The following is a 22,017-nucleotide window of genomic DNA, read 5'->3' as shown; positions in this document are numbered from 1 at the left end:
GGCGCTATTAAGCCAAGATAAAGTATTAAATACCTTTGAGTTCAAAAATCCATCGATAGACTATACTGAGAAGATAGTCTTAATAGTTGTTACGGCTGTAGTTCCAACTATGTTAGTCAGTTAGCTTGAGTTAAGGAGACAATAATGAGCTATCAAGATATTGAGCAACAAGATGTTGCTGTAAGCCGTGGTGGTTTAGGTAACCGCGCGAAATTTATAACAAAGACTTATAACCATTTACTCGGCGCTATTTTTGCCTTCGTATTGATCAGTGTTTACTTCTACCAATCTGGTATCTCAATGGCTATCACTCAGTGGGTGGCTTCATTTGGTGCTGGTTGGATGGTGTTACTGGGCGGGTTTATCGCAGCCAGTTGGCTAGCGACGCACCTGGCTCACTCCTCGCAGTCTAAAGTGACGCAGTACTCGAGCCTGATCGGTTTTGTTATTGCAGAAGCCATTATTTTTGCACCGATGTTGCTGATGGCTTCGATGTACGCCGATGGCGTTATCAAAAGTGCAGCAACGGTAACGTTGGTTGGTTTTGCTATTTTGACAGCTATCGTATTTTATACGCGTAAAGACTTCTCTTTCTTACGAGGTATGTTGATGTGGGCTGGTGGTCTGGCTCTATTAGCTATTGGTGCTGCTTTCATCTTTGGTTTTGAGCTAGGTACCTGGTTCAGTGTTGGCATGATTGGTTTAGCAGGTGCTGCTATCCTGTATGATACTTCGAACGTCCTTCATCATTATCCTGAAGACCGTTATGTGGGGGCAGCACTGCAGTTATTTGCCAGTGTCGCCATGATGTTCTGGTATGTTCTGCGCCTATTTATGGCTAGTGAAGAATAAACGGACAGCGAATGAACAAAGCGGCCAATTGGCCGCTTTTTTGTGTCAGTCTGAAGAGCTTTCTTTGCCCTCGCGGCTTAAATCTTTGGATTTTTCGTCCAAAAAGGCTTTCATCTGTTTCTCGCGGGTTTCCAGGTTTTCAAAGCGAGCTTTAAGTTTCGCTTTCTCGTCATCATTCTCAGCATTTTTAATAGCTTCCTTCGTTTGCTCGAGGCGTTCCTGTAGTTTTTCATGCTGCTGTTTCATTTCATCCAGTTTACTGGCCTTATCGGCTTTATCGAAAATGACGTCTTCAGGTCGAGTATCCTCGGGGTGTTGTCTAGATGATGGTGATGGGCGGCGCTCTTTGGGTATAAAGGTTTGTTCATTGACTTGGCGCTGGTTCATAAAGGTCGGCGAGACAATCTCAATATTGCCCTGGTGCAGTGCGTCCAGTACGCACTTGTTGAGCTTGGAGCGGGCGGACAGGGTGGTGCTGATATCTTTGGCTAAACCATGAACTTTATAGCTAATGGAGTAATCACCCAAGCTTTCAATATAAACGAAAGGTTTTTCCAGTTCGGCTTCTTCGGCAGCTTTCAATAGAATTGGCTCGACTACCGTGTGGTCGACATCATACCCCAAGGAGAGCTGAGTCGAAATAATGGTGCCATCGCTGTGCATGACGGTGACGGGGTTGGTCGCTAGAAACAAATTCGGCAGAGTGATCAAATCTCGATCGATATCCTGTAATTCGGTATGTAACAGCCCACGCCCTGACACGCGGCCAAACATATCCTTAACTTCGATAAAATCGCCCATGCGGAAGTTTCTCACCGAGCGCAGCCAGATCCCCGCCATAATGTTACCCAGAAAGGTGGCAGAGCTGAGAGCTATCGAGGCAGAAAGCACGATACCAATCAGGCCTATGATCTGATTTTTGAGGCTGTCTTTTATCGGCAGGGCAATAACAAAGATAATAATGAGCAGCAGGATAAAAACGATGTTAGTGAGTTGTCTTTGCAAGACGACATTGGTGTTCTTATTCTTACTCAGAGAAAAAAACTTCTGCAGAATCTGATACAAGGCAAAGCCAATGACAAGGACCGCGGAAGGCCAGAATAAGTCGCCCCACTCGATGTTGAGAGAATCCAACATGATACTTCCTTCTATAATGAGTTAATTTCATGATAGTTATTTACAGGGAAGTTGCAAGCTAACGGCTATGGAGCTAAATCAGAGAAATAAAAAAGGGCGCCTGAAGCGCCCCGAAATCTACAAGTAGTTTTCTTCAAATATTCTAACAAGAAGGATTGCTTAGAATACGTATTGAAAGCGTACCGCGATAGCGTTACCGTCTTTGCCGACGAAGTTATTAATGTCGCTATCAAACTCGGTTAAATCACCGTTAACGTAGTTAATACCAACACGAACCGCTTTGCTTGCGTAGTAGTTCAGGCCAAGTGTGTAAGCGTCAGCTTCGTCTGAACCTGGCTCGTAGTGGCTCAAGCGACCAAAGATTTCCCAAGCGCCTTTACTGCCTTTTGGCGATACACGCTTGAATTTACCTTTGCTGTATGGGCGAGATTCGCCTGTTAGGACATAACCGAATTGCGCATAGTAACCTTCGATATCTGTATCTGTAGTCCAGCTACCACCGTCTACCTCTGCGTCGAAGTACTCACCCTGTACGTGGAAAGGACCTACCGCGTATGCAGCTTCCAGGTTATAAGCGTTGATTTTCTCACCCATGATTGAGCCAGAACCTACTTTTTCATTTGCCGTGTGGATTTCTAAGCGCTGGTCAGCATCACCGTACTCGTTGTCTTCAAGCTGGCTTTGACGGTAACCGAAACCTAAGTGGAACACTTGGTTTTTAGTTAAAACTGGGGCAAATGTAACACGACCTGTTACGCCTGTAGCGATGTTATCACCTTCTTCACCGTGATCATAAAGGCCTACTTTCCAAGTGAATTTATCGCTAGCTGAACCTAAAGATACACCATAGTTTTTGCCCGGAGCAAGAGCGTTAGTGATCATGGTACGCTCAATAGCAGTGATGTCTTTAGAAGAAGTATTTTCTTCCAGACCGAAAGGTTCTTTGTGCTTACCCAAAGTCAGGTCAACACCATCCCAACCATTATACTGGATATAAGCATCGCTCAGCTTTGTGCCGCCGTCATCTTTAAAATCGCCCTGTACTTTTGCTTCCCAGTCACCGAACTCACCGCTGACGTAGATACGAGCACGACGTAACTCCGAGTCAGAGCCTGAGTCAGTGCTACCATTGAATGCTTCATCATCGAACCAGTCGATGTCATACATTAAACGGCCACCAACTTTAATGCTAACGTCGTCCGTTTTGAACTTTGCACCACCACCAGCTTTGGCTTTTACTTCACTTTCTGCGAAAGCCGGAGTCGAGATTGCAGCTGCTACAGCTACTGCTAATAATTTTAATTTCATTGTCATCTCCAAAAAAGAGGATTCGTTAAAAGACGATGAGGATTTTACGGCCATTATATGACATTTACATGACAGAAACGCTAAGGCTTTGTGAAACAGGGCTTATTACAGAAACTATATCCTTACTTTTCAATCAATACGCGTTTATAGCAGGGCTGTCATAAAACTGCATGAATATTTCATGAGTTTAACATTAGTGTCACATTCCTTTCTTATAATCTTCGCATGATTCTAGAATTGGTTTGCCATGAGTACCTCAATAAAAGACACCACGCGGAAGCTGCTAGACCAGCAGACGCAAAGTGGTAAACATAAGAGACGTAAAGTCAGTGACATCCTAGCAAGATACGGTATTGCCATAGGTGGTATGTCCGTGATTGTTGCGGTAGTGCTTATTTGTTTCTACCTATTATGGGTGGTTTTGCCAATCTTTAAACCGGCTGCCGTAGAGTTGGAGAAAGATTATGTCTGGTCGCAAGAGCAATTATTACATCTTGAAGTCGAAGAGTACGGGGAGATTGCTTTTGGATTGGAGCCGTCGGGCAATATGCGGTTTACCGATATTGAAAACAATAAAGAACTAGCCACCTTTGAACTGGCTTCAGAAGCTAATGTGACAGCTTTTGCTCAGCTCGATTTAAAAGGCATGATGGCTGTGGCGTTGGATAACGGTAAAGTTCGGTTGTTACAGCAGGATTACGCCATCAGCTATCCTGATAATAAGCGCCAATTGACACCTAGTATCCAGTACCCATTTGGCGAAGACAGCATCGACTTCAGTGAAGAAGACGTAACGGTGCTTAACGGAAAGTTGTGGGACGATGGCATGCTGTTGGTTGGAGCCACGGCTGGTAACCAGCTGGTAACCAAGCTGTTTTACGTCGAGCAATCTTTTCTGGGCGAAGGGCTTGAGCTGGAAGAAAATACGTCTTCTGTGATTCAACTGGGTTTTACCCCTAAATTTGTGCTAGCGACGCAGGGGCCGGATTGGCTCTATGCCATCGGCGAGCACGGAGAATTAAGCTCTTATCGTTACGAAGGTGGCGACTGGGAGTTACGTGAGACTAAGCAGCTCACCGACAGTGGTGTGGGCGTGTCTCAGGCAAGTTTCTTATTGGGTAATGTGTCGTTGATGATTGGTGACTCAAACGGAACCATTAGTCAGTGGTTTCAGGTCAAGAATGACAATAATGTGTCATCGCTTACCAAAATCCGTGATTTTCAGTTAGGCCAGAAGCCGATTACACAAATTGTGCCGGAAGCTCGCCGTAAAGGATTTATTGCCACAGATACGCAAGGCAAAGTTGGTATCTTTTATACTACGTCTGAACGCTTGTTGAAAGAGTTTGACTTTGGCCAGGCGGTGCAGGCTTTATCGATTAACTCGCGTAGCAATAAACTATTGGTTATTGGCGACGACTCTCAGGCAACGACTTTTTTCGTAGAAAACGAACACCCTGAAATTTCCTGGTCAGCCCTGTGGAACCAGGTATTTTATGAGGGCTATCAAGAGCCCACGTTCACTTGGCAGTCATCGGCTTCGACCAATGATTATGAGTCAAAATTCTCGTTAGTACCGCTCAGTTTTGGTACTTTAAAAGCCGCCTTCTATGCCATGTTATTCGCTGTGCCATTAGCTATTTTTGGTGCGATTTTTACGGCTTATTTTATGGCGCCAAAAATGCGCTCGATGGTTAAGCCGACGGTAGAAATTATGGAGGCATTACCAACGGTAATTCTGGGTTTCCTCGCTGGCTTGTGGTTAGCGCCGGTGATTGAAGAAACCTTGGTCGGCTTCCTTTTAACCCTTATTTTACTGCCGCTGTTTACCGTGATATTCGGCCTGCTCTGGAATAAAGCTCCTGGGAGTATACGGCACAAGGTTCCGGACGGTTGGCAGGCTGCATTGTTATTGCCTGTGATCATTTTAGGTACGGTGTTCGCTTTCTGGTTGGGTGAACCGGTAGAAGCCTGGCTGTTTGATGGAAACATGCCGGCATGGTTGGATGCGAATGGCTTTAATTATGATCAGCGTAATTCTCTGGTTGTTGGTTTGGCTATGGGCTTTGCAGTGATTCCTACCATTTTCTCGATTACAGAAGATGCCATCTTCAGTGTGCCAAAGCATTTAACCAATGGCTCATTAGCTTTGGGCGCCAGTCAATGGCAAACCTTAACGCGCGTAGTATTGCCAACGGCGAGTCCGGGTATTTTCTCAGCATTAATGATTGGCCTTGGACGTGCGGTTGGTGAAACCATGATCGTATTGATGGCGACGGGCAATACACCGGTAATGGACATGAATATTTTCGAAGGGATGCGTACTCTGTCCGCCAATATCGCAGTTGAAATGCCGGAGTCAGAAGTTGGAAGTTCACATTACCGTGTCCTGTTCCTGGCGGCTTTTGTTCTGTTCTTATTTACCTTTGCATTTAACACCATTGCAGAGATAGTTCGTCAACGTTTACGTAATAAATACGGTTCACTGTAGGAGGATAAACGATGAGTAAGAAATTCTTTAACAGTGGACAACACTGGGTTTGGTTAAACGCCGGCGCGATTAGTATCTCCATCATCATGGTGGTGGGGTTATTACTTCTGATCGCTGTGCGCGGTTTAGGTCACTTCTGGCCAGCGGAAGTTAAGACCTTTGAAGTGGTTGAGGGTAGCAACACTCAGACCCTGATGGGGGAAGTCCATAATGTCGAGCATGATGTGCAGGATGGCCTGGATCGTAAGCAGTATCTACTGAAGATGGGTAACCGTGATGTGTACGGCTTGGATTTTAAATGGATTAACGTAAAAAATATCGAGCAAACATCTGTCGATAAAGATGTTGTCGTGGTTGAGCGTCGTGAATGGGGTAATCTCTATGGTTTCCTGACCAGTGTGACTAAAGATGGCTCTGTAATTAAAAATGATGTTGCTGCGCTGGAAGGTATTGTCGAACGAGCGAACGATTTACATGAAGAAATCAGAAGTATCGAAAAAGACGATATTGGAAGTATTAACTACGAGATCGAACAGTTGCGCCTTGAGCAGCGCCGCCTGGAGCTGGAAGGTGAGTTCACTGCAGACGCAAAAGCTGAAATTGAAAACCGTGAGGCCGAACTTCAACAGCAGTTTCTAAGCTATCAGGAAGAGTTAAACAAACTGTATGCTGATATTAAACGGGACAGTGCTGAGTTTACTCTGGTTGGTGGGCAGACGATAACTTTGACCGCAGGTAATATTGTGCGTGCTTTTCAACCGAACCAGATGGGAGTGATGGCTAAGCTGGGCCATTATTTCTCTAAAGTTGGTGAGTTTATTTTTGATGAGCCGCGCGAAGCGAATACCGAAGGTGGTGTCTTTCCAGCCATTTTCGGTACGGTCATGATGGTTCTTCTAATGTCGATTATTGTGACGCCGCTCGGAGTGATTGCTGCCGTATATATGCGCGAATACGCCAAGCAAGGTCCAATGACACGCACCATTCGTATCGCGGTGAACAATCTGGCGGGTGTGCCATCCATTGTATACGGGGTATTTGGCTTAGGCTTCTTTGTCTACTTTCTGGGTGGTTCCATCGATGAGTTGTTCTATCCGGAAGTCAGCCCTTCGCCAATGTTCGGTACGCCTGGGTTAATATGGGCATCATTAACGTTGGCGCTATTAACCTTACCGGTAGTGATTGTTTCGACCGAGGAGGGCCTGGCGCGAATTCCGAAATCGATCCGTGAAGGTAGTCTGGCTCTGGGAGCGACCAAGTTTGAAACGCTGCGTAAAACGGTATTACCAATGGCCAGTCCGGCGATGATGACCGGTTTAATTCTGGCGGTAGCGCGTGCGGCTGGTGAAGTCGCGCCTTTGATGCTAGTGGGGGTGGTTAAGCTGGCTCCGACATTACCGTTGGATGGTAATGCGCCTTTCTTACACCTGGAGCGTAAGTTTATGCACCTGGGCTTCCATATCTATGACGTAGGTTTCCAGAGTCCAAACGTTGAGGCGGCACGGCCATTAGTTTATGCCACAGCATTGCTACTCGTTTTAATCATTATTTTATTGAATATTGCGGCGATTAAAATCCGCAATAGTCTGCGCGAAAAATATAAAGCGCTTGAGCAGTAAAGAATTCCATAGAGGTAAGTGACATGACACAAGTATTGGAAGAAAAGACCATTGAACAACATTTAGCAGACGAGAAAATTGCTATTGAAGTTGACAAGTTGAATTTGTTCTACGGCGACAACCAAGCACTTTATGATATCGACATGCAGATTCCTGAGAAGAAAGTGACTGCTTTCATTGGTCCATCAGGTTGTGGTAAGTCGACATTATTGCGCTGTTTTAATCGCATGAATGATCTAGTTGATATCGCACGCGTGCAGGGCGACATTAATATTCATGGTGATAACATTAATAAACCGGGTGTCGATGTTGCAGAGCTTCGACGTAATGTGGGAATGGTGTTCCAGAAACCAAACCCATTCCCTAAATCGATTTATGAAAACATTGCTTACGGCCTGCGTCTGCAAGGCATTAATAAGAGACGTGTCTTGGATGAAGTGGTTGAGTGGGCGTTGAAAGGTGCTGCTTTGTGGGACGAAGTCAAAGATCGTTTACATGAAAACGCGCTGGGTATGTCCGGTGGCCAGCAACAACGTCTATGTATCGCTCGAGCGATCGCTGTTCAACCTGAAGTGCTATTATTGGATGAACCGGCATCGGCACTGGATCCAATTTCAACGTTGAAAATTGAAGAACTGATACACGAATTAAAAAATGACTACACGATTGTTATCGTGACGCATAACATGCAACAGGCGGCTCGCGTATCCGATTACACTGCGTTTATGTATATGGGTGATATGGTAGAGTTTGATCAGACGGATAAGATCTTTACCAACCCATCGCAGAAAAAGACCGAAGACTATATTACTGGTCGTTACGGATAATGAACGTTATTAAATGAGGTATATGAAATGGATACTGATAATTTAAGCCAACATATTTCCAAGCAGTTTAATGAAGACCTGGAAAATGTTCGTGAAGAAGTTTTAGCGATGGGCGGTCTGGTTGAAGAGCAACTGACCAAAGCATTAGAAGCGCTTAATCAGCATGATACTGAGCTGGCTCAGGAAGTGATCGATAACGATGATCGCGTTAATGACTTTGAAATCAATATCGACGAAGCTTGCGTTAAAATCTTAGCTAAGCGTCAACCTGCGGCGAGCGATCTACGATTAGTCTCGACTGTGTTGAAAACTATTACCGATCTGGAGCGAGTGGGTGACGAAGCTGAAAAAATTGCGCGCATGGCAGTTGAAATTGCTGAAGCAAAAGAGAGCTCTCCACTGAATGGAAAGCTACACTATGGCGCCCTGCAGCATTTGGGTGGCTTAGTGAAAAATATGCTGCACGATGCTTTAGATTCGTTTGCTCGCATGGATACTGAGTCTGCGGTTAAAGTAGCGAAGCAGGATAAAAAAGCTGACGAAGAGTATGATGCAATTTCTCGTCAGTTGATGACTTATATGATGGAAGAGCCGCGCAGTATTTCTCAGGTTTTGGATTTCTTATGGGCAGCGCGCGCATTAGAGCGTATCGGTGATCATGCTCACAATATCTGTGAGTACATCGTCTATTTAGTTCGAGGCCAGGACGTTCGTCATTTATCGTGGGATGAAATTCACCGGCTGGTAAAGACGCGTAACTAAGGCTATTATTCGGGTAAAAAGGAGTCGACAAAGTCAATGAGTGCCAATATTCTCATCCTAGAAGATGAACGTGATATCCGAGAAATGCTTGCTTTCTGTATGACGCAAGCCGGGTATGAAGTGGAGCAGGCGGCGACGGCCGAGCGAGTGTTTGGCCTGATAAAAGATGGTTATAAGCCGGATCTGTTTTTAGTGGACTGGATGTTGCCTGGAGCTTCAGGAATCGAGTTAACGAAAAAGCTCAAAAAAGATCCGGATATGCAGTCGATCCCGGTCATTATGTTAACGGCGCGAGGCGAGGAAGATGATCGGGTTCAGGGGCTTGAAGTTGGAGCCGATGACTATGTGGTTAAGCCATTTTCACCACGTGAGTTGCTGGCTCGTGTACAGGCTGTATTACGTCGCAGTGGACTGGCGGCGCAAGCGAGTGAGCAGTTGACTCATGGTGTCATTCAGGTTGACACTGCTAGCCATCGAGTGCTTATCAATGGCACTGAAGTTCACTTAGGCCCAACGGAATATAAAATCTTACATTTCTTTATGAGCAACCCAGAGCGGGTGTACTCGCGTGGCCAACTGCTGGACTCGGTCTGGGGACAGCAAGTTGTGGTTGAGGAGCGAACCGTTGATGTCCATATTCGTCGACTGCGTAAAGCTCTGGCGGAATATAATGTCGAAAATTATGTACAGACAGTGCGTGGGTCGGGTTATCGTTTTTCGAGCAAATAAGGCATAAGGCCATGTGGACTAATCGTTATTGGCAGGCAGAGTTCTGGACGTTAGCTTTTATTCTCGTCGTTATCGGACTAATTGGTTCGTTATTCGATAGAGCGGCTGCCTGCATAGCGGTTATTATTTTTTCATATCTGGTATGGAACCTGATTCAATTATCCAGGCTGTATAAGTGGCTGGTCAAATCCAAATCTCTGTATCCGCCGTCGGCTCCCGGGATCTGGGGGGAGATTTTTAACCATCTTTATGTTCTGCAGCGTAAGAATCGCAAAGAGCTAAAAAAGCTGAAAGGGATTATTTCTGAGTTTAGAGCATCGACCTCTGCCTTAAAGGAAGGTGCCTTAATTATCAGTAATCAGGGTGAAATCCGTTGGTTTAATAAGGCATCGGAAAAGCTCCTTGGTATAAAGGCCAGTACCGATATCGGCCAGCGTTTATTTAATCTGCTGCGTCATCCAAGTTTTATTGAGTACGAGCAGGCACGCGATTATGAAAAGCCATTAACGATTCATTCGCCTGCTGATGAAAAGGTCATACTCAATATTCATATTACCCCTTATAACGATGATCAACGCTTGGTTATGATCCGTGATGTCACTGAAAAACATCACTTAGAGCGCGTACGACAAGACTTTGTAGCCAACGTTTCTCATGAGTTGAGGACGCCGCTGACGGTTATCCATGGTTATCTGGAGATGCTCGATCCGGATATGTATCCAGAGCTGGCAAAGGTCGAAAAGCCCTTACAGATGATGCGTCAGCAGGCGCTGAATATGGGACACCTGGTTGATGATTTATTATTGCTATCTCGTCTGGATGCCAAGGATACAACGCAAAACGGCATGAAAAAAGATATCGATATTAATATCATGCTCGACAGTATTTGTGCCGAGGCGAGGGTGTTGAGTGGTGAAAAGAGTCAAACCATATTATTCCACTCCTACTCTAATGGGACATTATCCGGTTCGGAAAAACAGTTACGCAGTGCTTTCTCAAACCTGGTATTTAATGCCGTTCGATATACGCAAAAGGGCGGCAAGATCGATATCTACTGGAAAGAGACGGACGAACACTATGTGATGACCGTCAGCGATAATGGTCCTGGGATTGAAGAGGAACATATTCCTCGACTGACAGAGCGTTTTTACCGAGTGGATACTGGGCGTAATCGATCACAGGGGGGGACCGGCCTTGGGCTGGCTATTGTGAAGCATGTACTCGAAATACACGGTGGTTTTCTGGACATACAAAGCACCGTCGGTAAGGGGAGTGAGTTCAGCTGTTACTTTCCTAAATCGTAATAGGATACCAGTGTCATAAACTCAGTTATGTTAAGTTTCCTGGAGTATGGTGGCCAGTGAATATCCATAAGCCTCTTCAAGAAATCGTTTTTAGTCATGTCAGGCTGTATAAATGGTAGAATCTATGTAAGTGACTGATTTTTAATCATTTATGTGTCTCTGTGGCATTCTGCATTCTTAGCTCTAAAACGCAAGCCTGACTTGTCATAAAAGCGTCATATAGCAGTCACACGGCCTTAACATTGCCTACCCATAATGACAGCGTCTGTTAATCATACATACTCATTTGGAGAGTTATAATGAACTTATTCAAAAAAGTCGCTCTAGCGGCAGCCGTTTCAACTTTGTCAGTAGGCGCATTGGCTAAAGCAAAAGTTGACGAAAAACTACCTACTTATAAAAAAACAAGCGGTATCTCTGGTAACCTTTCTAGCGTTGGCTCTGACACGCTAGCTAACTTAATGACACTTTGGGCTGAAGAGTTCAAGCGTCAATACCCTAACGTTAACATTCAGATTCAGGCTGCTGGTTCTTCTACGGCGCCACCAGCATTAACGGAAGGTACTTCAAACTTCGGTCCTATGAGCCGCATGATGAAGGATAAAGAGTTGGAAGCTTTCGAGAAAAAACACGGTTACAAACCTACTCCAATCGCTGTGGCCATTGACGCATTAGCCGTTTATGTACACAAAGACAACCCAGTCGAAGGCTTAACCATTGCACAAGTTGACTCAATCTTCTCGTCAACTCGCAAGTGCGGTGGCGACAGCGATATCGGTGACTGGAGTGATTTGGGGCTCGACGGTCTAGGCGATATTCAGCTTTATGGGCGTAACTCAGTATCCGGTACTTACGGTTACTTCAAGAAGAAAGCACTGTGTAAAGGTGACTACAAGAACAGCGTAAACGAGCAGCCTGGTTCTGCTTCTGTAGTTCAATCAGTCAGCTTGTCTAAAAATGGTATCGGTTACTCAGGTATCGGTTACAAAACGTCTGGTGTTAAAGCCGTACCGCTAACTAAAAAGAACGACACCAACTATGTTGAAGCTACTCCTGAGAATGCTATCTCTGGTGATTACCCACTAGGTCGTCAGCTTTATGTCTACGTGAACAAGCACCCTAACAAGCCTCTTGCTCCAATCGAGTTAGAATTCCTGAAGATGGTTCTTTCTAAAGTGGGTCAGGAAGTCGTTGTTAAAGATGGTTACATTCCACTACCAGCAAAAGTTGCTGAAATGCAATTGAAAAAACTAGCTAAGTAGACGTTTTCTACTAACAGTTTCTACCTCTTAGTGTTACTTCGCCGGTTACTCTTAGTCAGAGTAACCGGCTTTTTTATTTGGCTGTGTTGTTAACTGGCTTTGTCGGTTAGAATAACGGTGACGCAACCTAAAGTGATCTATGCTGACATTTCAACCATCCCCTATTCAATCCGTTATTTGGCCGTTAGCTACCCAGTCTGGCGTTACTGTTGATATTAAGCGAGATGATCTGCTGCACCCTGTTGTGTCCGGCAATAAATGGCGCAAGCTACAGTACTTGCTGGACGATGCTCAAGCAAGAGGCTGTGCGCGGTTACTCTCAATGGGTGGCAGCTGGTCAAATCACCTGCATGCGCTGGCTTATGCTGGAAAAAAGTTAGGGATAGAAACGGAAGCGTTTGTCCGTGCTCATCCCGAGCAGGAGTTAACACCGACACTACGAGACTGTCAGCGGTGGGGAATGACGCTGCACTTTAAGAGCCGTGTGGAGTACGCGGAGTTACGCAAAAAAACTCGGTGGGATGCCTGGCAACAGAGATTTGCTGATAGTTATTGGTTCAGCGAAGGCGGTTTTAGCCTATTGGCGATTCAGGGAGTTAAGGATATTGCCAACGAGGTTCAGCAGCATTATGACTATATTTTTGTTGGCTGTGGTTCTGGAGCGACCTTGTGTGGCTTAGTTTCTGCGTTTCCCGAAAGTAAAGTGGTCGGGGTGGCTGCTTTTTCCGGTGCCGAATACTTGACTGAACAACTTCAGGTTTACTTGCCTCAAAATACGAATTGGGAACTGGATACCCGGCATCATTGCGGTGGCTTTGCCAAAACCACCGATCGTCTGAAACATCTGCAACAGGAACTGGAGTCTGGCAATCGGTTTCTTCTTGATCAAGTGTATAACGCTAAAGTATTTTTAGCGCTTCACGACTGGCTCAGTGAAGGGCAGATCAGCAGCGGCAGTAAGGTGCTAGTTATTCATACCGGCGGTTTGCAAGGACGCCAGGCGCCTTAAAACCACTGGTAAAGCGAATAACTGATAACAGCCAGCCCGAACAGGCCCTGTAAAACAAATAGAGTTCTGAATATAAAGGTATAGCGGAGGTATCTGCTCAGGTTTGCTTCGTCCAGGGCAAATAGCCGAGAGCTTTCTGAAAACTTCTCTTCGCAACGTATCAGGCCGGGAATCGTGAGTTTTAACAGTACCTGACTTCGCATATCCAGGATAGCAAAGGCCACGGCGAGAATGCAGATTAGGCCACCTATCAGTAGGAGAACGACTGGGTGAGCATCTTTCTCGAAAGCGGCAAAAGCTCCTCCATTGACGAACATGGTCAGGGTGACAAAAAAGTGGAAGGCTTTCAGGCGCTGTTCGGCATTGAATTTAAAGTGATCCCAGAGGTAGTTCTTTTCTTCTAAATAATCCATAGTACCGTTATTTGTCTTTTTTGGGTTAGTTTACATAAAAGTCAGAGAAATCACAGTGAGGCCTGGTCGTAAATTGTCGAAGAAGTTGTGATATGATATTTTTCGGTCTAATGCGAGGTACCTTAATGAAAACTGGCCAGGAGTGGATTGCGGAGTATAGCGAGAGTCATCGAAACCCGATGAACAAGTTGCTGCATTGGATTTGTGTGCCAGCCATTATGTGGGCTGTATTGGCCTTTCTATGGTCAATTCCGGTACCAGACGTGCTACAGTTTTACCCATGGGTGAACTGGGCAACGTTATTTGTAGCCATTGCTCAACTATTCTACCTGAGCTTCGGACTTGCTATTTTTATAGGGATGTTGCTGGTCAGCCTCGTTATGCTGGTCTTTACGGCCTGGCTTGAGCAGGTTGCTCCTTTTGCTTTATGGCAAATCGCATTGGTGGTGTTTATCGTAGCCTGGATAGGGCAGTTTATCGGGCACCATATAGAAGGTAAAAAACCTTCATTTTTCAAAGATTTATTATTTTTACTCGTGGGGCCAGCGTGGGAGATGAATTATTTCTTGCGTAAGATCCATGTAATCTCATAATATTTCATACTTTAAATCCAGTTTTTAACATTGGGGATAACTGATGCAGACTCCTGATACTACAGAGAATGTAGCACTGATTCAGTCTGATGCCGTTGCCTTTGGCGTGATTATGGCGGTGTTAGGACTTATATTTTATACATCCAGTCGTCAGCATGGCTTCTGGCATAAATTTTACAAACACATTCCAGCATTATTGCTGTGTTATTTTGTGCCGGGTGCATTGAATACTTTGGGCATATTCGAGCTAGAGTCTGCTAAAAATATTTATCACATTGCCTCACGTTATTTATTACCAGCCAGTTTATTTCTGTTAACGCTTAGCATTGATCTGAAAAAGATTTTTGGTTTGGGCTGGCGAGCTTTGGCCATGTTTTTTACAGCTACTATTGGTATCGTTATTGGTGGTCCACTTGCCATCTGGCTATTTCACGTGATCTCACCTGAATGGGTGGCTGGTGATATCTGGAAAGGTATGTCCACCGTAGCCGGCAGCTGGATTGGCGGTGGCGCGAATCAGGCTTCCATGCAAGCATTGTATGAAGTGAATGATACCTTGTTTGGTACTATGGCTGTTGTAGACGTGTTGGTTGCTGAGATTTGGATGATTGGTCTGCTGATTATGGCCAAAAAATCTGATTCGTTGGATAAAAGGTTAGGTGCTGATAATTCCAGTATTGAAGAGCTGAAGCACACGGTAGAGAAATATACCCGTGAAAATGAACGTGTTTCTTACTTGAATGATTATATGATTATTCTTGGTGTTGCTTTCGGTGTGGTTGCATTGGGACATGCCATTGGTGGTTGGTTAAGTCCTTTCTTTGGCCAGTTTGAATGGGCCAAAGAATACAGTCTGGATAGCAACTTCCTATGGTTAATCTTAACTGCAACCTTCGCTGGTATTGGACTTTCCTTTACCCGAACCCGTGAATACGAGCATGCCGGTGCATCCAAAATAGGTTCCGTCTTTATTTATGTGCTGGTGGCCAGCATTGGTATGAAGATGGATCTGTTCAAGATCTTTGAAGAGTGGCAATTGTTCCTTGTTGGTGCTGTCTGGATGATGATCCATATTTTACTGCTGTTCATTGTGGCGAAAGCGATCAAAGCTCCGGCATTCTTTATCGCTGTGGGCAGTAAAGCCAACGTTGGTGGCGCTGCTTCAGCTCCTGTGGTTGCCGCAGCGTTCCACCCATCCTTAGCACCTGTTGGCGTGTTGCTGGCAATTCTAGGTTATGCCGTAGGTACCTTCGGTGCTTACCTGACCGCTGAAATGATGCGTATGATTGTGGGCGGCTAATCACCTGCCACCTAACCTAAAAAGCGGCCTCTGAGCCGCTTTTTTTTGTGCCTGATATAAAGCTGGTATCTGGGTAAAAGGGCTATTTATTGTCTGGGTAAAAAGTTTTCGGCGATCATGCAGCGAGCACTACCGCCACCGACTGATTCGATAGTTTTTATATCGCAAGGAATGGGCCGTCCCTGAGCTTCCAGCTGTTGTCTTTGTTTTTTATCAAACCCATTAAAGGCGGCTTGGGATAAAACGATGAGTGGTTCATTTCTTTGATTACGTAACTGTAATATATTGGCGCAGAAAGAGTGTTCTACCTGTTCATGCTCCAGATCGATGATGGTTTTATTATCCTGACGTAAGCTGTTGATGACGGTTTCTCGTTCGCCTTGATCTTTTATTGAGTCGAGGCAGACAGCAGCAAACTGCTCGCCGATACTCATCATGATATTGGTATGGTAAAACGGCGTTCCTTTACTACTGACACTATGGAAAGCAATTGGCTGGTAGCCTCTTTCCTGGCAATATTGGTGGAACACTTGCTGGTTGCAACGGTCTGAAAGGGAGGCGTAGGCTTTTTTATTTCGATGATCAAAAACCATGGCTCCGGTACCTTCTAACAGACGTTCGTGACCATAACGAAAGTCGTTAGCTTGCGATACTTTGTAACCGTTGTGTTGCAAGAGGTGGTTTAGAGCTTCTATTCGAACTTCTTGGCGACGGTTTTCCGTTTTCATGGGAAATATATCGATACTGCCGTCTGGTCGGGTACAGAACCAGTTATTGGGAAATACCCCATCGGGCATTTCGGGATCTCCATGCTTTTTATTCAGTAGCAGGACTTCCAGGTGGTGATCGCGTAACTGGTTCACCATTAGGTTAAATTCTTCTATGGCGCTTTCTTTGATCAGGTAGTGGGGCTCGTCAGTTTTGTGTTGAAATTCATTATCCTGAGCGGTTTCTTCATTAAAATGAAAGTCAGCAGGGGGAACCATGATGATTGAATGAGTGGTATGCGACATAGGTAAGAGAATTAAAAGTACATTTTCGTAAGATAAAAAAAAGGCTTGCAATGTGCAAGCCGTATATTAGCAATCTGCGGGTCATAAGGACCAAATGGGGGTAGGTATATAAAACATGCCCGCTCGCTAATCAAAGGAGTCAGTCTATGAAACTTAAATTACCAACTTACCAGAAGAATTCTTCTGGTCGGAATAAGCAATGCTTATCCGCTTAAAACAACTCAGTTAATTTCTTTAATCATTAAAAAAATTAACAAAGTGTTTGCCTTTTGATAAGGGGTTTTGACAAAATAGAGGCATCTGGCAAATATTTGTCTAGGCCAAGTCTAGCTTGCGAGCTAGTTTGGCGTTGCCCCTCAAGGCAGGTCAAATAATATACAGTTGTATGACCAGATTCAAACGATATTTTTTCATGGTTCAGATTAAAAAAATTAATGTAAGGAGCGGTAATGCCCAGACGGTTGCCCCCATTGAATAGCTTAAGAGCTTTTGAGGCTGCTGCCCGCCATTTGAGTTTTACAAAAGCGGCAGAAGAATTGTTCGTCACTCAGGCTGCAATTAGCCACCAAATCAAAGCGTTAGAAGACTATCTTGGTGTTGAATTATTTATCCGAAGGAACAGGAAGTTACTATTGACGGACGAAGGGCAGCTCTATTGGCCTAAGATCCGTGATATTTTTGAGAAACTGGTTAATGCGACAGAGCAGGTTAAGGCACAGGGTGCTACCGGTTCGTTAACGGTGAGTGTGATCCCGACGTTTGCGACTTTATGGCTGGTACCTCGACTTGCCGAATTTAGCCAGCTCTATCCTGAGATTGATGTTCGAATTAAGGCGTCTGATACAGAAGTCGATTTTGTGCGTGAAGATGTGGATATTGCGGTTTACTACGGTAAGGGTGAGTATGATGGCCTGCACTGTGATCAGTTATTTCAAGAGCACTTAACGCCTGTTTGCTCTCCAGGTCTGGCACAATCGGGAACCTTGAATACTCCTCAAGATTTGGCTAACCATACTCTGTTACACGATGCGACCACCGAAGAGTGGCGTACCTGGATTAAGCATGCTGATGTGAAAGGGGTGAACCCGGATCAGGGGCCAGTATTCAGTCACTCTGGCATGGTGTTACAGGCTGCTCGTCATGGTCAGGGTGTTGCCATGGGCCATAGCGTACTATCACAGATGGACCTGGACTCGGCTCGATTGGTCGCACCGTTCGATATTGTGGTGGATAGTGGTCATTCGTACGATCTGGTGTGCCCGGAAAACTCGCATGACAGGCCTAAGATCGTTGCTTTTAGAGAGTGGTTGTTGTCGAAGGTTAATGAAGACGTGGACGATGAAATTTTGTATTAATTTGTTCATCCTAATAAAAAAGGCGCTGTATCAGCGCCTTTTTTGTAAGAATGACTTAAGCGTCACTCGAATTAAAGTAATCACGAGTCCCGTGCGCTTCAACCGCCTCGCCGATACGGCGGAAAGCCAGGGTGTAGGCTGCATTTCGCATGCTACGCTTTTCACTTTTAGCTAAATCCCAAACCTCGTTGAAGCTTTTTGCCATAATTTTACCTAAGCGTTCATGAACCGTGTCCAGATCCCAGGCATAACCTGAGCGGTTTTGTACCCACTCGAAGTAGGATACGGTGACACCGCCGGCATTCGCCAATACGTCGGGTACCACATGAATTTCACGCTCATGTAAAATCGCATCAACATCGCTCAGAACGGGACCATTGGCAACTTCTACAATGTAATTTGCTTTGATGTTATCGACATTATGCGTGCCAATGACACCGTCCAATGCTGCTGGTATTAAAATATCGACATCCAGCTCCAGCAATTCTTCATTGCTGATCGCCGAGTGTTCCACCTGCTCACATACTGAGTGAGTACAGTAAACGGCTTTTACCTGACGAGTACGCTGCTTTTCCTTATAAATGCTCGGAACATCAAAGCCTTGCTCAGAGTGAATACCACCGCGGGAATCACTGATTGCGACGATTCTATAGCCACGCTCATGCAAAAGGCGAGCGGCATGATAGCCACCGTTACCAAAACCCTGTATTGCTACAGTAATATCGGCTGGATTCCAGCTATGCTTTTTTTCTAGTTCTAGGATACATAAGTAAGCGCCGCGACCGGTCGCATCATCACGCCCCAGGCTTCCGCCCAGGCTGATGGGTTTGCCGGTGATGACGCCTGGAGCTTTTTGGCGAGTAATGTGTTCATACTCATCCATCATCCAGCCCATGATACGTTCATTGGTATAAACGTCTGGGGCTGGGATATCACGATCAGGACTGATGATATCAGCCATCTGACGCACGTAGGAGCGGGACAAGCGCTCTAATTCCATGCGAGAAAGTTGCTTCGGATCAACGGTTACGCCGCCTTTGCCGCCACCGTAGGGTAAGCCAACGATAGCACACTTAATAGTCATCCATAAGGCAAGGGCCTGCACTTCGGGCTGGTTCACGTCGGGGTGAAAACGAATACCACCTTTGGTTGGGCCAAGAGCGTTATTGTAACGGCAGCGGTAAGACGTAAAGTATTGCGTTGAACCGTCATCCATGCGCACTGGAAGTGATGCTGTCAATGTACGCATTGGTTGCATGAGACTCGCGATGACTTCTGCGTTTACCCCCGCATCTTCACCGATTTCACGTACACGTGATAAAGCGTCCTGATAAATTTTTTCGGACATGAATTCTTCCTTATTATTGCATTGACTGGAAAATAGAGGCCATGGTTATAACATGCGCACTGCGGAATTAAAAATTAGCTTTATTGAATTATTACTGGTCGGAGTTTTTTATTTTCGTTATAACTGTAGTCAAAGTTATTCAGAAATCCTCTATATGCTTGCTTTTAAAGATCAAACTATCTGGATCACTGGAGCCTCTTCCGGTATAGGCGAGGCCCTGGCCTACGAGTGCGCGCGCCAAGGTGCCAATTTAATTTTATCAGCACGTCGTGGGGAGGAGCTAAAACGTGTGGTTAACCACTGTGATGGGAGTGAGCGGCACAGTATCGTACCAATAGACTTAGCGGATAGCCAAGATTTTGAAGCGATGGTTAATAAGATCTGGCGAGATACTTCTGGAGTCGATTTGTTAATTAATAACGCAGGATTAAGTCAGAGAGCCTTGGTGATGGACACAAAAATGGACGTGCACCGGAAGATCATGGAGGTCAATTACTTTGGCACCGTAGCCTTAACACAGGCGTTATTGCCACACATGCTGGAACGAGGACAGGGAGGTATTATTACGGTGAGCTCTTTGGTCGGCAAGTTTACTACGCCACTGCGTTCTGCTTATGCGGCATCAAAGCATGCTATTACCGCTTATATGGATAGTTTGCGCGCGGAACTACATGACACGGGGCTACAGTTTACGACGGTTTATCCTGGCTTTATCCGTACCAATTTAACCTATAACGCGCTTCTTGGTGATGGTTCAGAGCAGAACTCGATGGATCGTGCGCAGCGGGAGGGGATGGCGCCTGAGGAGTGCGCCAGAAGAATCATTAAGGCTTACCTGAAAGGTAAAGATGAAGCTTTTGTTGGTGGTAAAGAGACGCGAGCCATTTTGCTCAAGCGCTTATTTCCTAAACTGTTTGCTAAAATAGTGCGGAAAGCTAAGGTGACATAAAGCTTAGATATGAACACGTCCTTTTTGCTTTACTTTCCCTTTTATCAAGATCTCGTCAGCCTGTTCGAGCAGTTCTTCAGCGGTTGCTGCAATTTCAGGATTGGTGGTAACGCCGCCGATGGTGACGCTAATTGATGCGGTGCCTTTTTTCTGAAGAATAATGGGTTCTTCTGTTATGTTCTTATGGATACGTTTTAGCAGCTGCATGGCGTCTTGCTCGTCAGAGACTTGTGCCGCGATAATGAATTCATCGCCGCCATAGCGTCCCAGTAAATCGAATTCACGTAAGGTATCTTTGGTTCGCATGGCAACAGTTCTTAAGGCCAGATCACCCATCAGGTGATTATGCTGATCATTAAACAGTTTAAAATAATCAATATCGATTAAGGCGACTACCATGGTATCTTCAGAGCGATGGATCCGGTGGAGCTCTTCATTCAGACGCTCGATAAATGAAGAGCGACGCAAGCAATTGGTGAGGTAGTCATAAGTAGCATTTCGATAGTACTGCCAGTGCTTATGAATCAGTATTAAAGTTAAAACAATAAATATGGCAATGATGAATATTGGTGAAACCAGGCCTTCGAGGGTGCTCATAAAACTTGGAACCAGCTGCAAATCGACCAAAAAATCGAATAATACTGCTGCGATAAACACCACAACTGTCCATGTCATCAGTTTGGCGTAAGCTAGTTTTTGCTTTATCGCCCGATAAAACAGATAGCAATAAAAGGGGATTAATACTAAAACACTGATGGCCTGTAACAGGTGGACAATGTGGTAGATCGCATCAATGGGGATGACGATGCTGACGATGCTGATTAGGGTCAGTAACCAGATTAAACTTATGCGAAACCATTTGAACACCCTGCACTTAAAAAAGTTAGTCAGGAATAAATAAAACAGTAACGTTAATATTGAAAATAAAACAATGTTAGCCCGGAAGATAATATTCAGATGAACCCCAGAGGTCAGGGCCAAGTGTGAGTATGTCAGAATATACAGGGCTTCACCAATACAAAACAGCCCAAAGTAAAGGTGATCACGATTTTGCTTCTGGGCTGCATAGTAGAAGAATTGTACCGCTGCGATGATCAGCATCAAGCCGACATAGAGCATCAATAACCCTTCGTGAGCAATTTCTTCATCCTGTACCGAACGCGTATCGTTGATTACGGGGGGACCGGCGCTGAGCCCGCCCTGGCGCGCATGATTGTAGACTTTTACAATCAACTCGTTTGGCAAGTCTTTACCATATCGTAGAAAGTTATTGGGTATCGGGTAGTTTCGCGAATACAGGGTGGCTTTCTCAAAGTCAGGAGGAAAGCGGCCCGTTTGACCGATTAGCTTGTCATTGAGATAAACCTTGTCGGCATCACGCAAGTGCGGGATAGACAGGGTTAGCGGTTGTGACTCTAATGTCGAAGCTAAACGAAACTGTGTGGTGTAAGTGGCGACACCATTGTAATCAGGAAAGGTTTGCTCTATGGCTCCAACGGTTTGTTGCTGCTGGCAGGATGCTTTACCCGAAGTGCTTTCTATGCATAAGGTCCAGCCGTTACTGAGGGTTAATGGAAATTGTTGAATGGGAGTTTGCGCGTCAAAAGAATGAATCGCTCCTAGCTTATTGATAGCCAGTAGACCGAATAATGCGCATGATAAGAGTAATAGTGATTTTTTAATAATCTCCCCCCTCCCTAGAAGCATCCTATGTCAATCCTTGAGGCTTTGCAAAACTTACGATTG

General features: G+C 45.2%; 19 protein-coding genes. 13 read left to right on the top strand and 6 right to left on the bottom strand.

Translation table 11 applies throughout. The annotated features are described in order from the left end of the window. Positions 1-144 precede the first annotated feature (144 nt). The gene (locus H7708_RS01000) at positions 145-852 is read left to right on the top strand and encodes a Bax inhibitor-1/YccA family protein (RefSeq protein ID WP_223668598.1); all 708 of its coding nucleotides are present in this window, start codon (positions 145-147) and stop codon (positions 850-852) included. A gap of 45 nt (positions 853-897) precedes the next feature. On the opposite strand, the gene H7708_RS00995 is transcribed toward H7708_RS01000, so the two are convergent. Beyond that, on the bottom strand, positions 898-1,989 hold the full coding sequence (locus tag H7708_RS00995) for a mechanosensitive ion channel domain-containing protein (protein ID WP_223668597.1): 1,092 nt from the start codon (positions 1,987-1,989) through the stop codon (positions 898-900). A gap of 159 nt (positions 1,990-2,148) precedes the next feature. Beyond that, a complete protein-coding gene (locus H7708_RS00990; RefSeq protein ID WP_223668596.1) occupies positions 2,149-3,297 on the bottom strand; it encodes an OprO/OprP family phosphate-selective porin in 1,149 nt (382 codons plus the stop codon). A gap of 247 nt (positions 3,298-3,544) precedes the next feature. Between H7708_RS00990 and H7708_RS00985 the strand changes: the two genes are divergently transcribed. From H7708_RS00985 to H7708_RS00950, 8 genes are all read left to right on the top strand, one after another. Continuing rightward, positions 3,545-5,788: an ABC transporter permease subunit gene (locus H7708_RS00985; RefSeq protein ID WP_223668595.1), complete on the top strand. Its 2,244-nt coding sequence runs from the start codon at positions 3,545-3,547 to the stop codon at positions 5,786-5,788. An 11-nt stretch (positions 5,789-5,799) separates the two neighbouring features. Next, positions 5,800-7,407: a phosphate ABC transporter permease PstA gene (gene pstA, locus H7708_RS00980; protein ID WP_223668594.1), complete on the top strand. Its 1,608-nt coding sequence runs from the start codon at positions 5,800-5,802 to the stop codon at positions 7,405-7,407. A 23-nt stretch (positions 7,408-7,430) separates the two neighbouring features. Further along, positions 7,431-8,234: a phosphate ABC transporter ATP-binding protein PstB gene (pstB, locus tag H7708_RS00975; protein ID WP_223668593.1), complete on the top strand. Its 804-nt coding sequence runs from the start codon at positions 7,431-7,433 to the stop codon at positions 8,232-8,234. A 27-nt stretch (positions 8,235-8,261) separates the two neighbouring features. Then, positions 8,262-8,996 (top strand): phosphate signaling complex protein PhoU, encoded by a 735-nt coding sequence (phoU, locus tag H7708_RS00970; RefSeq protein WP_223668592.1) that lies wholly within the window; start codon positions 8,262-8,264, stop codon positions 8,994-8,996. A 36-nt stretch (positions 8,997-9,032) separates the two neighbouring features. Next, on the top strand, positions 9,033-9,725 hold the full coding sequence (gene phoB / locus H7708_RS00965) for a phosphate regulon transcriptional regulator PhoB (RefSeq protein WP_223668591.1): 693 nt from the start codon (positions 9,033-9,035) through the stop codon (positions 9,723-9,725). Between the two features lie 11 nt (positions 9,726-9,736). After that, a complete protein-coding gene (gene phoR, locus H7708_RS00960) occupies positions 9,737-11,029 on the top strand; it encodes a phosphate regulon sensor histidine kinase PhoR (RefSeq protein ID WP_223668590.1) in 1,293 nt (430 codons plus the stop codon). Positions 11,030-11,328: 299 nt separating this feature from the next. Next, entirely contained in the window at positions 11,329-12,291 is a 963-nt protein-coding gene (locus tag H7708_RS00955) for a PstS family phosphate ABC transporter substrate-binding protein (RefSeq protein ID WP_223668589.1), read from the top strand. Between the two features lie 139 nt (positions 12,292-12,430). Further along, positions 12,431-13,300 (top strand): 1-aminocyclopropane-1-carboxylate deaminase/D-cysteine desulfhydrase, encoded by an 870-nt coding sequence (locus H7708_RS00950; RefSeq protein WP_223668588.1) that lies wholly within the window; start codon positions 12,431-12,433, stop codon positions 13,298-13,300. On the opposite strand, the gene H7708_RS00945 is transcribed toward H7708_RS00950, so the two are convergent. Next, positions 13,297-13,713 (bottom strand): hypothetical protein, encoded by a 417-nt coding sequence (locus tag H7708_RS00945; RefSeq protein ID WP_223668587.1) that lies wholly within the window; start codon positions 13,711-13,713, stop codon positions 13,297-13,299. The two genes, H7708_RS00950 and H7708_RS00945, sit on opposite strands and share 4 nt — an antisense overlap. 125 nt (positions 13,714-13,838) lie before the next feature. On the opposite strand from H7708_RS00945, the gene H7708_RS00940 reads away from it, so the two are divergent. Further along, positions 13,839-14,306, top strand: coding sequence for an Mpo1 family 2-hydroxy fatty acid dioxygenase (locus tag H7708_RS00940; RefSeq protein ID WP_223668586.1), 468 nt, complete (start codon positions 13,839-13,841; stop codon positions 14,304-14,306). 43 nt (positions 14,307-14,349) lie between these two features. Then, positions 14,350-15,606, top strand: coding sequence for a DUF819 family protein (locus tag H7708_RS00935; protein ID WP_223668585.1), 1,257 nt, complete (start codon positions 14,350-14,352; stop codon positions 15,604-15,606). A gap of 86 nt (positions 15,607-15,692) precedes the next feature. On the opposite strand, the gene ctlX is transcribed toward H7708_RS00935, so the two are convergent. Continuing rightward, entirely contained in the window at positions 15,693-16,619 is a 927-nt protein-coding gene (ctlX, locus tag H7708_RS00930; protein WP_223668584.1) for a citrulline utilization hydrolase CtlX, read from the bottom strand. 449 nt (positions 16,620-17,068) lie between these two features. On the opposite strand from ctlX, the gene H7708_RS00925 reads away from it, so the two are divergent. After that, positions 17,069-17,974 (top strand): transcriptional regulator GcvA, encoded by a 906-nt coding sequence (locus H7708_RS00925; protein WP_223668583.1) that lies wholly within the window; start codon positions 17,069-17,071, stop codon positions 17,972-17,974. 55 nt (positions 17,975-18,029) lie between these two features. Here H7708_RS00925 and H7708_RS00920 read toward each other — a convergent pair whose 3' ends face one another. Further along, the gene (locus H7708_RS00920) at positions 18,030-19,322 is read right to left on the bottom strand and encodes a Glu/Leu/Phe/Val family dehydrogenase (protein ID WP_223668582.1); all 1,293 of its coding nucleotides are present in this window, start codon (positions 19,320-19,322) and stop codon (positions 18,030-18,032) included. Positions 19,323-19,374: 52 nt separating this feature from the next. Here H7708_RS00920 and H7708_RS00915 point away from each other — a divergent pair, with 52 nt between their 5' ends. After that, positions 19,375-20,271 carry an SDR family oxidoreductase gene (locus H7708_RS00915; RefSeq protein ID WP_223668581.1) on the top strand — a complete coding sequence of 299 codons (897 nt, stop codon included), beginning with the start codon at positions 19,375-19,377 and terminating at the stop codon, positions 20,269-20,271. 3 nt (positions 20,272-20,274) lie between these two features. On the opposite strand, the gene H7708_RS00910 is transcribed toward H7708_RS00915, so the two are convergent. Continuing rightward, on the bottom strand, positions 20,275-21,978 hold the full coding sequence (locus H7708_RS00910) for a diguanylate cyclase (protein ID WP_223668580.1): 1,704 nt from the start codon (positions 21,976-21,978) through the stop codon (positions 20,275-20,277). Between the last annotated feature and the right edge of the window lie 39 nt (positions 21,979-22,017).

Origin of the sequence: Kangiella shandongensis (assembly GCF_020005365.1) — a bacterium.
Lineage (GTDB): Bacteria > Pseudomonadota > Gammaproteobacteria > Enterobacterales > Kangiellaceae > Kangiella > Kangiella shandongensis.
This window is presented reverse-complemented; position numbering and strand designations above follow the sequence as displayed.